15 protein-coding genes are annotated in these 13,796 nt (G+C 52.8%); 9 read left to right on the top strand and 6 right to left on the bottom strand.

Annotated elements, in window-relative coordinates:
- Positions 1-207 precede the first annotated feature (207 nt).
- Complete coding sequence (yvcK, locus tag PMIT1303_RS11950) at positions 208-1,530, top strand: gluconeogenesis factor YvcK family protein (protein ID WP_063396813.1); 1,323 nt, start codon at positions 208-210, stop codon at positions 1,528-1,530.
- Here the strand turns inward: yvcK and PMIT1303_RS11945 are convergent.
- The 3 genes from PMIT1303_RS11945 to PMIT1303_RS11935 are packed head-to-tail and all read right to left on the bottom strand — an operon-like array spanning position 1,524 to position 3,197.
- A complete protein-coding gene (locus tag PMIT1303_RS11945; protein ID WP_063398864.1) occupies positions 1,524-2,081 on the bottom strand; it encodes an NAD(P)H-quinone oxidoreductase subunit J in 558 nt (185 codons plus the stop codon). The two genes, yvcK and PMIT1303_RS11945, sit on opposite strands and share 7 nt — an antisense overlap.
- On the bottom strand, positions 2,078-2,830 hold the full coding sequence (locus PMIT1303_RS11940; protein WP_063398863.1) for an NADH dehydrogenase subunit K: 753 nt from the start codon (positions 2,828-2,830) through the stop codon (positions 2,078-2,080). The genes PMIT1303_RS11945 and PMIT1303_RS11940 overlap by 4 nt, the downstream gene beginning before the upstream one ends.
- Before the next feature lie 4 nt (positions 2,831-2,834).
- The gene (locus PMIT1303_RS11935; protein WP_063396992.1) at positions 2,835-3,197 is read right to left on the bottom strand and encodes an NAD(P)H-quinone oxidoreductase subunit 3; all 363 of its coding nucleotides are present in this window, start codon (positions 3,195-3,197) and stop codon (positions 2,835-2,837) included.
- An 83-nt stretch (positions 3,198-3,280) separates the two neighbouring features.
- Between PMIT1303_RS11935 and PMIT1303_RS11930 the strand changes: the two genes are divergently transcribed.
- The 6 genes from PMIT1303_RS11930 to PMIT1303_RS11910 all read left to right on the top strand — a co-directional run bounded on the left by PMIT1303_RS11930 (position 3,281) and on the right by PMIT1303_RS11910 (position 5,582).
- Complete coding sequence (locus PMIT1303_RS11930; RefSeq protein ID WP_063398862.1) at positions 3,281-3,709, top strand: rubredoxin; 429 nt, start codon at positions 3,281-3,283, stop codon at positions 3,707-3,709.
- Between the two features lie 12 nt (positions 3,710-3,721).
- Positions 3,722-4,729: a photosynthesis system II assembly factor Ycf48 gene (locus tag PMIT1303_RS11925; protein ID WP_063398861.1), complete on the top strand. Its 1,008-nt coding sequence runs from the start codon at positions 3,722-3,724 to the stop codon at positions 4,727-4,729.
- A gap of 106 nt (positions 4,730-4,835) precedes the next feature.
- Positions 4,836-5,084 carry a cytochrome b559 subunit alpha gene (psbE, locus tag PMIT1303_RS11920; protein ID WP_011131262.1) on the top strand — a complete coding sequence of 83 codons (249 nt, stop codon included), beginning with the start codon at positions 4,836-4,838 and terminating at the stop codon, positions 5,082-5,084.
- A 3-nt stretch (positions 5,085-5,087) separates the two neighbouring features.
- Entirely contained in the window at positions 5,088-5,237 is a 150-nt protein-coding gene (gene psbF, locus PMIT1303_RS12995) for a cytochrome b559 subunit beta (RefSeq protein ID WP_011131263.1), read from the top strand.
- A gap of 15 nt (positions 5,238-5,252) precedes the next feature.
- Positions 5,253-5,372: a photosystem II reaction center protein L gene (locus PMIT1303_RS11915; RefSeq protein WP_011131264.1), complete on the top strand. Its 120-nt coding sequence runs from the start codon at positions 5,253-5,255 to the stop codon at positions 5,370-5,372.
- A gap of 12 nt (positions 5,373-5,384) precedes the next feature.
- Entirely contained in the window at positions 5,385-5,582 is a 198-nt protein-coding gene (locus tag PMIT1303_RS11910; RefSeq protein WP_011827107.1) for a photosystem II reaction center protein J, read from the top strand.
- 89 nt (positions 5,583-5,671) lie between these two features.
- On the opposite strand, the gene mtnP is transcribed toward PMIT1303_RS11910, so the two are convergent.
- Positions 5,672-6,586 carry an S-methyl-5'-thioadenosine phosphorylase gene (gene mtnP, locus PMIT1303_RS11905; RefSeq protein ID WP_063398860.1) on the bottom strand — a complete coding sequence of 305 codons (915 nt, stop codon included), beginning with the start codon at positions 6,584-6,586 and terminating at the stop codon, positions 5,672-5,674.
- Between the two features lie 702 nt (positions 6,587-7,288).
- On the opposite strand from mtnP, the gene mtnA reads away from it, so the two are divergent.
- Both mtnA and PMIT1303_RS11895 read left to right on the top strand, forming a co-directional pair.
- Positions 7,289-8,401, top strand: coding sequence for an S-methyl-5-thioribose-1-phosphate isomerase (mtnA, locus tag PMIT1303_RS11900; RefSeq protein ID WP_063398859.1), 1,113 nt, complete (start codon positions 7,289-7,291; stop codon positions 8,399-8,401).
- A gap of 710 nt (positions 8,402-9,111) precedes the next feature.
- On the top strand, positions 9,112-11,259 hold the full coding sequence (locus PMIT1303_RS11895; protein WP_063398858.1) for a bifunctional aldolase/short-chain dehydrogenase: 2,148 nt from the start codon (positions 9,112-9,114) through the stop codon (positions 11,257-11,259).
- A 32-nt stretch (positions 11,260-11,291) separates the two neighbouring features.
- Here PMIT1303_RS11895 and PMIT1303_RS11890 read toward each other — a convergent pair whose 3' ends face one another.
- Positions 11,292-12,314 carry an NAD-dependent epimerase gene (locus PMIT1303_RS11890; protein ID WP_063398857.1) on the bottom strand — a complete coding sequence of 341 codons (1,023 nt, stop codon included), beginning with the start codon at positions 12,312-12,314 and terminating at the stop codon, positions 11,292-11,294.
- A complete protein-coding gene (locus PMIT1303_RS11885; RefSeq protein ID WP_063398856.1) occupies positions 12,311-13,759 on the bottom strand; it encodes a nucleotide sugar dehydrogenase in 1,449 nt (482 codons plus the stop codon). Before PMIT1303_RS11885 ends, PMIT1303_RS11890 begins: the two co-directional genes overlap by 4 nt.
- Positions 13,760-13,796: the final 37 nt, after the last annotated feature.

Raw genomic sequence — 13,796 nt, 5'->3', positions numbered from 1 at the left:
CTTTTGACACAAATACCCTGTGCTGGGAACCGAGTCATTGTGCCCGGGATGTCGAAGAAGGAAAGCTTTCGTACAGTTGCGTTAAAGACCTATGGCCGGTTTGTCCCCGCGCATGTGACCTCGCCCAAACACCGCTTTAGTCAGCGCCGCTCTCATCAGCGTCGCGCCAGTATCAAAGGGATAAAGGCTGCTAGCGAAAGGGGTCTAATGATCCGTTCTCGCAGAGCAGTGAGTTGGCTGCTACCTGGACTGGTCGTCAAGCGCTGGCTGCTCACTTCGGGCCTGGGCCTTCTCATGGCACTCCTAGGAGCAGCCATCTGGGCGGACCTCAAGCCCATCTACTGGATCATCGAGACCCTCGTCTGGCTACTGGGAACAATCACAACTGTGCTGCCACGCAGCATTACAGGTCCTTTAGTGGTCTTAATCGGAGCCGCCCTAGTGCTGTGGGGACAAAGCCGCAGCTTTGGCTCGATCCAACAAGCACTAGCGCCCGACAAGGACACCGTGCTCGTTGACGCCCTTCGTGCCAAAAGCAAACTCAACCGTGGCCCTAACATCGTTGCCATCGGAGGTGGAACAGGCCTCTCCACTCTGCTTAGTGGCCTGAAGCGCTACAGCAGCAACATCACAGCGATCGTCACAGTGGCTGACGATGGCGGCAGTAGCGGAGTCCTGCGTCGCGAACTTGGTGTTCAGCCCCCAGGCGACATTCGCAACTGCCTGGCTGCACTATCAACCGAAGAACCCCTGCTCACACGACTGTTTCAATATCGTTTCTCAGCAGGTAGTGGTCTAGAGGGCCACAGCTTCGGCAATCTCTTTCTCTCTGCACTATCAGCGATCACGGGCAATCTAGAGACAGCCATCACAGCGTCTAGTCGAGTCCTCGCAGTTCAGGGTCAGGTCGTTCCCGCTACCAATGCAGATGTACAGCTCTGGGCGGAACTAGAAAACGGCCAGCGCATTGAAGGGGAATCAGCGATCGGCAAGGCCCCAAGTCCAATCGTGAGGCTTGGCTGCTTGCCCGCACAACCGCCAGCCCTGCCCCGCGCCCTAGAGGCAATCTCTAATGCAGACCTGATTCTTTTAGGACCTGGCAGCCTCTATACATCCCTATTACCCAATTTGCTTGTACCGGCATTAGTTCGAACCATCCAGCAGAGCCGAGCACCGAAGCTCTACATCTGCAACTTAATGACTCAACCCGGCGAAACAGATGGACTGGATGTTGTTGGTCACCTAAGAGCAATCGAAGCCCAACTCGCCAGCCTGGGCATCAGCCAGAAACTATTCAATGCCGTATTGGCCCAGGATGACCTAGGAGAATCCCCATTGGTGAAGCACTATCAAGCACGAGGTGCTGAACCGGTCAACTGTGATGCTCAAGCACTCATCGCCAAGGGCTATGAGTTGATGCAAGCTCCATTGCAAGGGAAAAGGCCTCGCGCAACTCTGCGCCATGACCCACGCAGCCTTGCCCTAGCGGTGATGCGCTTCTATCGAAAGCATAAAAAGAATGCTCAATAAGCATCCTGCATCTCATAAAAGTCGGGCTGCACATAATCTTTCCGCAGTGGCCAGCCCTTCCAGTCTTCAGGCATTAGCAACCTTTTCGGATGGGGATGTCCCTCAAAGTTGATGCCGAACATGTCAAAGGTTTCCCTCTCCTGCCAGTCAGCTCCGCGAAACAAGCCGTAGATCGATGGGAGCGAAGGTGTGTCTTCACGGGATAAAAACACCTTGAGACGTACCTCACGGACCTTGGCCGCTTCCGACGACGAATCTCCCACCCCCATCTTTGCAACCATTTCAGCCATGGCCACGAGATGGTAGAAGCAGACCAGCTGCTGGCCAGGGCCTTCGTCATAGCCACCCTGGCATTGAAGATAATCAAAACCATCAGCCTTGAGAGCTGCAACGATCACCTGCAGGAACATCGACTCCACACCAATCAACTCCACACCAAGATGATCAGGATCAAGCAACTGATGCTCAAAACCCTGCTGGTTGAGCCAGCTGCTTACAGGTCCAGGTTCCGGACCCGCCGGCACCGTGGGGGTGGAAGGGGTCTCGCTCATGACTCGTAGGTTGATGAAGGCTGAGAAGCTGGGCTGGCATCAATTTCAGAGGTGTTCAACTCCGCAGCAATTGGTAGCCCAGCACCAGGCTTCAAGGCAGCTTTCTGGGTATCAGCACTCAAGTAGGCCCCGGTGATAATTGGCTCAACTCGCTTCATTTGATGGGGCACTGTGAAGTAGCGGTGGGTCTGGGCAATCTTGATCCGCTCAGCAACCGATTCATCACCCACTTTTTTGCGTAACTTGATCACCGCATCAAAAATTGCTTCAGGGCGAGGTGGGCACCCTGGGAGATACAGATCTACGGGGATGAGCTTGTCTACTCCACGCACAGCGGTAGTGGAGTCAGCACTGAACATGCCACCAGTGATCGTGCATGCACCCATAGCAATCACGTATTTAGGCTCAGGCATCTGCTCATAAAGCCTGACCAGGGCTGGAGCCATCTTCATGGTCACCGTGCCCGCAACGATCAAGAGGTCAGCCTGCCGAGGAGAGCTTCGGGGCACCAATCCAAAACGGTCAAAATCAAAACGTGATCCAATCAGAGCCGCGAACTCGATAAAGCAACACGCGGTGCCATACAGCAACGGCCAGAGACTGCTAAGCCGAGCCCAATTGTGTAGATCGTCCAGACTTGTGAGAATGATGTTCTCACTCAAGTCACTGGTCACACTGGGAGCGCCGACAGGGCCACAACTCGCTGCACGCAAGTCACGTACGGCATCGATGGAGGGGGTCACTGACATGAAATCAACTCCACTCGAGGGCACCCTTCCGCCAGGCATAAGCCAGTGCAACAAGAAGGATGGCAATAAAAATAAGGGCTTCGATGAAAGCCAATAGACCTAAACGATGAAATGCCACGGCCCAGGGATAAAGGAAAACAGTCTCCACATCGAAGATGACGAAAACTAAAGCGAACATGTAGTAGCGAATGTTGAACTGAATCCAGGCACCACCAATGGGCTCCATCCCTGATTCATAGGTCAGCTCCCGCTCGCCGGTGCGACTGCGAGGCGCCAAGAGCTTGTTGGTGACAAGCGCTAAGACCGGTACTGCTGCTGAGATCAGCAGAAAGCCGAGAAAAGCGTCATAACCCGGCAGCGCAAACATGGACAAGTACGACTTGCTGATCAGTCTGGCATTCACTGCCATGGGCTAACGCCGATAGAGTTAGCCCACCTGACAGTGCAGCTGTGAGCGACAAAACCACACCTGCCGAAGACTCGACAGAAGCCGAATCAGTTGCTCAAACTGACGTTGATGGTATGGCCACAGAAACCATCGCCTCAGCAGAGTCCGACAACGATGAGCTCACCCATCGCTTTGAGTGCCGCAGTTGCGGTTACGTCTATGACCCAGAAGAAGGAGTAAAGAAGCTTGGCATCACTTCCGGAACAGCTTTCAAGGATCTCGATCCAACCAACTTTCGCTGCCCCGTATGCCGTGCCCGCATCGACGCCTTCAAAAACATCGGTCCTCGCAGTGCACCTAGCGGCTTTGACCAAAACCTCAACTACGGCATCGGCGTCAACCGCTTAACACCCGGGCAAAAGAATGTCCTGATCTTTGGAGGCCTGGCACTGGCCTTCGCCTTCTTCCTCTCCCTCTACTCGCTGCGTTAACGCATCCCTCCCATGAGCCGCCTGTTCTCGAACCTTTTCAACCTTCTGCTGATTGCGGCCATCGGGATCGGCCTCAGTGGATGCGTCACCAGCCGGCTTCCGGTCGCCAGCACCAGCCCATGGCAACCCTTGGAGTTGAACACTGAGTCCAATCCGCTGGACATCAGTTTCTCTGACGCCAAGCACGGCTTCGTTGTTGGTACCAACCGCTTAATCATGGAATCCAATGATGGCGGTGTCAGCTGGAAGAAGCGCAGCTTGGATCTTGAAGAGGATGAAAACTTCCGGCTCATCAGTATCGATTTCAACGGCGATGAGGGTTGGATCGCTGGGCAGCCAGGGCTGGTGATGCACAGCACTGACGCAGGCAAGAACTGGTCACGCCTGAAGCTTGAAAACAAACTCCCAGGGGATCCATATCTGATTACCAACCTAGGTCCCAATAATGCTGAGCTTGCCACCAACGCAGGTGCCATCTATCGCACAAGCGATGGTGGCACCACCTGGCAAGCAACTGTGAGTGAAGCGGCTGGTGCAGTGCGCGATCTCAGGCGCAGTGCAGCTGGCAATTACGTGAGCGTGAGCAGTCTCGGCAATTTCTTCTCCACCTTGGATATAGGCCAGGATGTTTGGCAAAACCATGAGAGGGTGAGCAGCAAGCGGGTGCAGAGCCTGGGTTATCAACCCAACGGTGAACTATGGATGGTGGCCAGGGGCGCCGAGATCCGCCTAAACGATCAACCCGGAAACGTCGACAGCTGGGGGAAAGCGATGATTCCAATTACCAATGGCTACAACTATCTGGATCTGTCCTGGGATCCCAACGGGGGCATCTGGGCAGCAGGCGGCAACGGAACGCTTATTAAGACTCTGGATGACGGAAAAAGCTGGCAGATCGATCCCATGGGAGACACACAACCCTCGAACTTGATCAGGATCCTGTTCGACACCAGCTCTGAAAGCCAAGCCAAAGGGTTTGTTCTTGGGGAACGGGGGCACCTTCTGCGCTGGGTGGGGTAAGGCTTGACCTTCAGCCAAATGAGCAACGCTCTGTAACCATGCCGTTCACCAGACGCAGTGTTGAGGCTCAGCCTTATAGGATCTAAAAGCTGATACGCCTGAGGCCATGGCTGCTGGCTCCACCGGGGAACGCCCTTTTTTCGAGATCGTCACTAGCATCCGCTACTGGGTGATCCACGCCGTTACCCTGCCGTCGATCTTCCTCGCCGGCTACCTGTTTGTGTCCACGGGCCTTGCCTATGACACATTCGGCACACCTCGCCCTGATGCCTATTTCCAGGCAAGCGAAAGTAAGGCTCCTGTCGTTAGCCAACGCTACGAAGCCAAATCCCAACTCGACCTGCGCCTGCAATAAGCCATGGCTCAATCTTCTTCTGCACCGCTTCAAGCTCTCAACGTCCGTGTCTATCCGATTTTCACGGTGCGTTGGCTTGCTGTACACGTCCTGGGTGTACCCACAGTGTTTTTCCTTGGCGCCATAACCGCCATGCAGCTCATCCGTCGCTGATCCCACTCCCAAACCATGGAGCAAAACCCAAACCCGAACAACCTGCCGGCAGAACTGAACCGCACCAGCCTTTACCTAGGGCTTTTGCTGGTTTTTGTTACTGCCGTGCTGTTTACCAGCTACTTCTTCAACTAAGGGATCTGAAGCATGAGTACGAAACTTAAAGGCCCTGACGGACGCATACCTGACCGTCTTCCAGACGGCACTCCAGCCGTTTCATGGGAACGCCGTTGGACAGAAGGATCCCTACCCCTATGGTTAGTGGCAACCGTTGGCGGCATGGCTGTCCTCTCAGTCCTAGGGCTCTTCTTCTTCGGCTCCTTCACTGGAGTCGGTTCAGCTTAATTTAGAGTCAAGATTCTGTGTGTAAACCCTACCTAGCAGGGTAGGGATTTACATGCAGAGTTAGATCTTCTAAAAACAAAAACTGACCATCAACGACCGCCAAACTCGCCCCAGTAAGGCCTTGTAAACAGGTCAAGTTTACGGCGGGTTGAGTCAGTTACATGCTTTTTGGCGGTTAGCAAAGCATCTTCCAAAGCATTGTGAGCTGTGCTGATGGGACGAATATCTGCAACCTTTTTGGCTGTTGCACGAACGATCTTTGTGGCCACCTGTGCATTGGCCCTCAGATTTGCAAGCACCATCTCTACAGTCACGCTGTCATGGTGACCATGCCAACAATCGTAATCAGTAACCATTGATAAAGAAGCATAGGCAATCTCTGCTTCCCGAGCGAGGCGAGCCTCAGTGTGATTGGTCATTCCGATCACCATGCAGCCCCAACTCCTATAAAGCTTCGATTCGGCTCGCGTGGAGAAGGCAGGACCTTCCATCGCCAGATAGGTACCACTACGATGCAATTGGCGTCCATCCGGCATCAGGCTTTCGCCAACATCCGCCAATAAGCGAGAAAGCGTGAGGCAAAAAGGATCAGCCATTGCCACATGAGCCACCGCCCCATCTCCAAAAAAAGTCAGTGGTCGCTGATGAGTCCGATCAATGAATTGATCAGGTACCACCATGTCTAAGGGGCGCACCTGTTCCTGCAATGAACCAACTGCTGAAGGTGAAAGGATCCAACGCACACCAAGCGAACGCATCGCCCAAATATTCGCTCGATAGGGAACTTCCGTAGGCAAAAAAGTGTGATTACGTCCATGGCGAGCAAGAAACACCACCTCCATACCGTCAAGGTTGCCGAGTCGAAAAGCATCCGAAGGCTTTCCAAAGGGAGTATCAATCTCCAATTCTTGAATGTTCTCAAGGCCTTCGATGGCATAGAGACCACTTCCTCCCAAAACTCCCAAACGAGCGCCTTCGAGAGGAGAAGTTGTGAGGCGATTCAATTAACGTCTTTCAGCTTTAAATAGCATAGCCCGTCAATAACTCGATCAATACTTATAGTCTTCAAGGGCTTCATACAAACAACTGATAGCCGAAGCATCAGATCAAGTCATGAGTTTAATTAGCAAGTATTTATTCAACCTTCAAAAAATCAACTAGCCAAGGTCTCCAGCAGAAAGAATCCATAAATCCCTGAGATGACTTACAAAGTGTTTACGATCAAGATGCATGCACCCACGTGAAATAACAATTAAATGATTCAAGCGGGCAAGCATCTAAAGAGCCACCTTGATCCACTGCATTGAGTTGAACCAGAACAAATCCCAACTGGCTTAAAAAATATTTAAAACCTGAAGGCAAGGCTTATCTTGATAAGGTTAATTTAAAAAAGAGTCAACTCATAAATGCAAGAAGCCATAACCTAGGCAAAGGTTAGACCAGGCCTAATGCTTTTATTCAGCCCAAGAGGCTACTGGGCCTAGCAATAATCAACAAGCCACACTTGAGCTAATCTTCAACTATGACTTCAATGCAGAAGCCTTGCTCGCAGCAAGGCTCAATGTATTAGTAGCCAAATATCGCAATGGGCGATTGCACCAGGATGAATGAGCCATGCAACCTGACCGCTTTAAGAATTAGGATCTGCCCAGGCATAACATCGACTCGATCAACACTGCCCAGGATCATCGAAATGGTGAAATGTCATGAACATTGATGACACAGCCTGGCGCACCATCTGGCTTGAAAAAGATGGGCATTCAGTCGGCGTGATCGATCAAACCCAACTGCCCCACAAGTTCAGCACCCTCAAGCTCAGCAACTGCCAAGAGGCCGCAGCCGCAATTCGCACCATGGTGGTGCGTGGGGCTCCATTGATCGGAGTCACCGGAGCCTATGGATTAATGCTGGCCCTACAAGAAGACCCCAGCGATGACGCCCTAGAGGCGGCCTTTAAGCAACTCAATGCCACCCGGCCAACAGCAGTCAATCTGCGCTGGGCCCTCAAACGAATCCGAGACAAAGTAAAACCGCTTCAACCAGCTAAGCGGGCAGAGGCCGCCAGAGCCGAGGCTGCCCTCATTGCCGAGGAGGACGTGGCCATGTGTGAGGCCATCGGCAACCATGGCTTAGCAATCATCCAAAAGCTTGCTGCAGGCAGACCAAGCGTGCGACAACAAGAGCCCATACAAGTACTCACCCACTGCAATGCTGGCTGGCTAGCCACCGTTGATTGGGGGACCGCGCTGGCACCGATTTACAAGGCCCACCGGGCCGGCCTAAACATTCATGTATGGGTTGACGAGACACGCCCCCGCAACCAGGGCGCGAGCCTCACTGCCTACGAGCTAGGTCGTGAAGGTGTACCCCATACCGTGATCGTGGATAACGCGGGTGGGCACCTTATGCAGCAAGGATATGTTGACGCAGTCGTCGTAGGTAGCGACCGAACCACACGCAGCGGTGACGTGTGCAACAAAATCGGCACCTATCTCAAGGCCTTAGCGGCCCTAGACAACGGCGTGCCCTTTTATGTGGCCCTACCCGCCTCAACAATCGACTGGTCAATCTCGGATGGGGTCGCAGACATCCCTATCGAAACCCGCTCGGCGATGGAAGTGACCCACATCCAAGGACGAAACAACAACGCTTCTAGCAACAACCAAATCACCAGCGTGCAACTCACTCCCAATCAAAGCGAAGGATTCAACCCTGCTTTTGATGTAACCCCTGCGCGCCTCGTAACGGCCCTAATCACCGAACGCGGAGTCGCGGCAGCAAGCGAGACGGGTCTCATGGAGCTTTACTGCAATGATTAGAAATCAAAACCAATGAATGCAAAAATATCACTACGGAAAGATTGGCCAATGACTAATCAAACTCAAGGTCGTCTTTAATCAGAGAACAATCTTCACTATCCATAGATGCCAAACATGAGATGAATTGAAACCACTAAGATCGACTCAGCTTACACACTCAACCACAAGGGAAATCCTTGCATTTCCACTCCCTAAGGCTTGACTGGAACCCATGCAAAAGAAGCAAATCTTCGTCGATATTAAATGCTTTTCAAAAAGGCATGGCATTGCACATAGCAAGCTTTTATTCCTCAATTTTACATCTTTCCAACACCAGAATCAAAATGATTGATTAGATCTAGAGCTCAAAAATAATCAACAGAAGGCTCCTCTATTTGATAGGAATGGCCAACATTGATTCTGCTATATATGGCCCCACAATCATTCAAAAGACTAAGCACCCTAGGCTTCAGAACTTTTATGTCAACATCTTTTGTCATCTACAAAGCCCACACGAAAAAGCATATGCAAAATAACCAATAAGGAAAAGTTCAGCCATCTGGCTGAGAATCTCTTCAGTCAACACTTCATGCCAAGGAATTATGATTCTTGGCATGGCAACATCTCAACGAACTGCCTAATAAAGCTTTGACCCTTAAACATCAGCAAAGGAGAAAATAGAGGAACTTCAGCGCGACTGCAGTAACGTTCCCGTCGATACGCACCAATCAATGACGTGCCAAAACCGCTGGTCGGATGCCGAGGCACAAGCTGCCATCAAGTCTTACGCCGCGCAGGACGTCTCTGAAGATCTGGCTCTCCGCACTTACACAGCCCGTCTGCTCGGCTCCGATCCCCAGCTGGTGCTGCATGGCGGAGGCAACACCTCGGTTAAAACCAGCTGCACAGGATTGTTTGGCGATCACATACCAGTGTTGTGCGTGAAGGGCTCGGGCTGGGACCTATCAACCATCGAGCCGGCCGGCCATCCTGCTGTGCGATTGGAGAACCTGCAGGCCTTAAGAGATCTATCTGCACTTAGCGACGAAGACATGGTTGCAGCTCAACGCAGCAACCTGATCGATCCATCGTCACCAAACCCTTCGGTTGAAGCACTACTACACGCGTTCTTACCAAGCAAATTCGTCGATCACACCCACGCAGTAGCTGTTTTAGCCCTTGCAGATCAACCAGATGCCGAACAGATCTGCCGTGAACTCTACGGTCGACGTGTCGCGATTGTTCCCTATGTCATGCCGGGCTTCCAACTAGCGTTGGCCGCCATCAAAGCCTACGAACAAGCAGAAGTAGAAGCAGCTAAAGCGGGAGTTGAACTTGAAGGGATGGTGCTTCTCAAGCACGGCTTATTTTCGTTTGCTGCCACAGCACAACAAAGCTACGAGCGAATGATCAACTTGGTGCGTGAGGCGGAAGAGCGTCTTGGGGAAACCCCAACGCTTTGCCTACCACCACCAACCAATCCAGCTCCTAAAAAAAACATCGCTGCAATTCTGCTCCCACTGTTACGTGGTGCCCTGGCTCAATCCGCAGCTGTGCATAACGCTCCCCAACGTTGGCTTATGGAGTTGCGCTCAACCCCACTGGCACTCCAACTAGTAAACGACATTCACCTCCAAGACTGGTCTCGCCGTGGAGTCGCTACCCCCGACCACGTAATCCGAACCAAACCCTGGCCGCTCATTCTCAAAAAGCCTCCACAACTCCAAGGAGATGAAGCGATTGAATCCTGCCCAGTGCTGGAGGAATGGCTCCACTCAGCAAAACTGGCATTGGAGAAATACATCCACTCATATCAGGATTACTTCGAGCGTCAGAATGCTCGCGTTGGAAGCCATAAACAACACCTCGATCCACTACCAAGGCTGATCGCAATCCCTGAACTTGGCCTCGTTGGCCTAGGCCGTTCAACAGCCGAAGCCAATGTCACCGCAGATATTGGTGAAGCCTGGGCCGCCACACTGATGGCAGCTGAATCAGTGGGACGTTTTCAACCAGTCAACGAGGCAGATACCTTCGAGATGGAGTACTGGAGTCTCGAACAAGCAAAGCTCGGCAAGGGCAAAGAAGCACCACTGGCACGCCATGTTGTCTTAGTCACTGGTGGTGGTGGTGGAATTGGTGCAGCGATCGCCCTTGCCTTCGCCAAGCAAGGTGCACAAGTTGTCGTACTTGACAAGAATGGTGAAGCAGCAACAACGACTGCCAAAGAATGTGGCGCAAGCGCTCTCGGACTGAAGTGCGACCTCACCAATGCTGCTGAGGTTCATGATGCATTCACGACAATTGCCGCTTGCTTCGGGGGCTTAGACATCGTGGTATCCAATGCTGGGGCGGCTTGGAGCGGAGACATTGCCACTCTTCCAGAATCCAAGTTGCGAGCAAGCTTCGAGCTCAACCTATTTGCTCACCAGCACGTTGCACAAGCTGCAGTTCGCCTGTTTCGAGCCCAGGGCAATAGAACGACAGAAACCAGCAAATCCTTAGGCGGACAGCTGCTCTTCAATATCAGCAAGCAAGCGCTAAACCCAGGCCCTGGTTTTGGAGCCTACGGAATTGCAAAAGCGGCATTGCTGGCACTTATGAAGCAATACGCCCTGGAAGAAGGGCCCTCAAGCATTCGCTGTAACGCCATCAATGCAGATCGGATTCGCTCCGGCCTGCTCGATCAGGCAATGATTCGAGAACGAGCGGAAGCACGCGGCATCAGCGAAGCTAACTACATGGGTGGGAACTTGCTCGGTGCAGAAGTCCGAGCAAGTGATGTGGCGAATGCTTTCGTAGCATTAGCCTTAATGCCACGAACCACTGGTGCATTACTGACAGTAGACGGCGGAAATGTTGCGGCGATGGTGCGTTAACGCCTACATGCACATGCATGTCAAGCTATCGATCAAACCTCATAAAAGCTTCGATACCACTGAGAGAAGCACTCCACCCCCTCTGCGATTGGGGTCGACGGCCGAAAATTCACCCAGGCCTCAAGAGCAGATGTATCGGCAGCGGTGGCCATCACATCACCAGGTTGCATCGGCTGGAAGTCCTTCACCGCTTCCCTCCCGAGAGACTTCTCCAAGAGCTCAATAAAATGCATCAACTCAATGGGATGGCTATTACCAATATTGAAAATACGGTGGGGTACAGCAGCGGTGGCTGGATCAGGGTTCCGCGGATCGAAGCCTAAATTTGCGGTAGCAGGCTGGTCGCAACAACGAAGTAGCCCTTCAACGATATCGTCGATATAGGTGAAATCACGCTGCATCTTGCCGTAATTGAACACCTTGATGGGCTCGCCAGCAAGAATCGCCTTGGCGAAGAGCATCGGAGCCATGTCCGGGCGGCCCCAAGGTCCGTACACAGTAAAAAAACGCAATCCTGTAGCAGGCAACCCATACAAATGGCTATAGGTATGAGCCATCAATTCGTTGGCCTTCTTGGTGGCTGCATAGAGACTCACCGGATGGTTCACAGGCTGTTGCTCGTGAAAAGGCAAGTTGCGATTGCCACCATATACCGAGCTACTGGAGGCATACACCAAGTGCTGCACTCCATGATGACGACATCCCTCAAGGATGTGACCGAAGCCCACCAAATTGGCCTGAATGTAGGCCGCAGGATTCTCCAATGAGTAGCGAACACCTGCCTGAGCCGCCAAATTAACGACCACCTGAGGCTTCTCAGCCTTAAACAGTTCCTCTATGCCTGCACCATCTTCCAAGGCTATTGGATAAAAAGTCCAAGACGCTTTAAGGGAAGCCGCTTCAATCTGAGCAAGTCGTGCCCGCTTCAAAGACGGATCGTAGTAGTCATTCAGGTTGTCAATGCCAATGACACGGTCACCCTGGGCTAACAGCCTCTGCACGAGGGCAGCACCAATGAATCCTGCAGCACCGCTAACAACAACGCATCGACTCATACAGCACCATCTCCAACTCGCCAAAGCATCAAACCAGACGATTTCACAGCTTCTGGATCGACAACAGCGCGAGCATCAAACACCCAGGCAGGTTGACGCATCCAAGGGGCCAAGGCGGCCCAATCAAGCTGTCTAAACTCATGCCACTCCGTCAAGATCAGCGCAGCATCAGCACCAGCGACTGTATCGGCAACGCTAGTGCCGGACCACCAGGTTCCTTCGCCGCTAAGAGCGGCACGGGTAGGGCCTGCCTGGACATCTGGCGGGGAACTAGCCGCCAGCTGCAAATCAAACGCAATCTGTTGCGGATCCACCTTCGGATCATAAATAGCCAGCTGAGCACCCTCCTCCAGCAGATCATGTGCAATACGAATCGCCGGCGCTTCTCGGGTGTCGTTGGTGTCTGCCTTAAAAGCAAAGCCGAGCAGTGCCAGCCGCTTACCTGTAACCGTTCCAAAAAGCTTTTGAACCACCAAACGAGAAATGCGGTGCTGCTGCCAAGTATTGAGAGCTACCACGTTTTCCCAATAGTCCGCCACATCCGGCAAACCAAAATGACGACAGAGATAAACCAGATTGAGGATGTCTTTCTGAAAACAACTCCCACCAAACCCAGGCCCAGCTTGAAGGAACTTGGAGCCAATGCGAGAATCGCTCCCAATAGCGCGCGCCACCTCACGCACATCCGCACCAGTGCGTTCGCAAAGAGCCGCCACTGAGTTAATGGAACTGATGCGCTGAGCAAGAAACGCATTGGCAGTGAGCTTGGAGAGCTCACTGCTCCAAAGATTGGTAAGCAGAATTTTCTCAACTGGCACCCAATGGCCATAAATCTCTGCCAAAGACTGAATGGCAACGGGGTTTTCACCACCGATCAACACACGGTCCGGCGACTCCAAATCACGAATCGCCGTGCCCTCGGCAAGGAACTCTGGGTTGGACAACACAGAAAAACTGATCGGTAGCTCTCCATCAACCGCCTGCCGCTGAGCTGCCTCAAGAATCGAACGCACAACTTCAGCGGTTCGCACTGGCAGCGTGCTCTTCTCAACCACAATCGTGTGACCCTGCGCAGATTGAGCGACCTGACGAGCGCAAGCTTCCACCCAACGCAGATCACTGGCCTGACCGGCCCCCAGCCCTTTTGTTTTGGTTGGAGTATTCACCGAAATGAACACCATGTCAGCAGCAGCAATCGCAGCGTCCACCTGCGTAGAGAAAGTGAGATTGCGCCCGCGAGCCCGGTCGACCACCGCATCCAACCCAGGCTCATACACAGGTAGTTTGCTGAGATCAAGGTCATTCCAAGCAGCAATGCGGGCCTCATTGAGGTCCACCACGTTCACCTGTATCTGTGGACAGCGATCGGCAATCACCGCCATAGTCGGACCGCCTACGTAACCCGCACCAATGCAACAGATGTTGCGGATCGGAAAGGCAGTCATAGCGTTGTCAACAGCGAGTTCAACAAAAGATGAGGGG

Origin of the sequence: Prochlorococcus sp. MIT 1303, assembly GCF_001631965.1 — a bacterium.
Taxonomy (GTDB): domain Bacteria; phylum Cyanobacteriota; class Cyanobacteriia; order PCC-6307; family Cyanobiaceae; genus Prochlorococcus; species Prochlorococcus marinus_D.
The sequence above is the reverse complement of the archived record's forward strand: the minus strand, read 5'-3'. Positions and strand labels throughout refer to the sequence as shown.

Excerpts from the sequence above, each read along its gene's own strand:
- PMIT1303_RS11935 (WP_063396992.1), bottom strand. The coding sequence starts at position 3,197 with ATGTTTGCGCTGCCGGGTTATGACGCTTTTCTCGGCTTTCTGCTGATC.
- psbF (WP_011131263.1), top strand. The coding sequence starts at position 5,088 with ATGGCTCAATCTTCTTCTGCACCGCTTCAAGCTCTCAACGTCCGTGTC.
- PMIT1303_RS11925 (WP_063398861.1), top strand. The coding sequence starts at position 3,722 with ATGAGCCGCCTGTTCTCGAACCTTTTCAACCTTCTGCTGATTGCGGCC.
- PMIT1303_RS11945 (WP_063398864.1), bottom strand. The coding sequence starts at position 2,081 with ATGAGCGAGACCCCTTCCACCCCCACGGTGCCGGCGGGTCCGGAACCT.
- yvcK (WP_063396813.1), top strand. The coding sequence starts at position 208 with ATGATCCGTTCTCGCAGAGCAGTGAGTTGGCTGCTACCTGGACTGGTC.
- PMIT1303_RS11890 (WP_063398857.1), bottom strand. The coding sequence starts at position 12,314 with ATGAGTCGATGCGTTGTTGTTAGCGGTGCTGCAGGATTCATTGGTGCT.
- PMIT1303_RS11885 (WP_063398856.1), bottom strand. The coding sequence starts at position 13,759 with ATGACTGCCTTTCCGATCCGCAACATCTGTTGCATTGGTGCGGGTTAC.
- mtnA (WP_063398859.1), top strand. The coding sequence starts at position 7,289 with ATGAACATTGATGACACAGCCTGGCGCACCATCTGGCTTGAAAAAGAT.
- PMIT1303_RS11940 (WP_063398863.1), bottom strand. The coding sequence starts at position 2,830 with ATGTCAGTGACCCCCTCCATCGATGCCGTACGTGACTTGCGTGCAGCG.
- PMIT1303_RS11915 (WP_011131264.1), top strand. The coding sequence starts at position 5,253 with ATGGAGCAAAACCCAAACCCGAACAACCTGCCGGCAGAACTGAACCGC.
- psbE (WP_011131262.1), top strand. The coding sequence starts at position 4,836 with ATGGCTGCTGGCTCCACCGGGGAACGCCCTTTTTTCGAGATCGTCACT.
- PMIT1303_RS11910 (WP_011827107.1), top strand. The coding sequence starts at position 5,385 with ATGAGTACGAAACTTAAAGGCCCTGACGGACGCATACCTGACCGTCTT.
- PMIT1303_RS11895 (WP_063398858.1), top strand. The coding sequence starts at position 9,112 with ATGACGTGCCAAAACCGCTGGTCGGATGCCGAGGCACAAGCTGCCATC.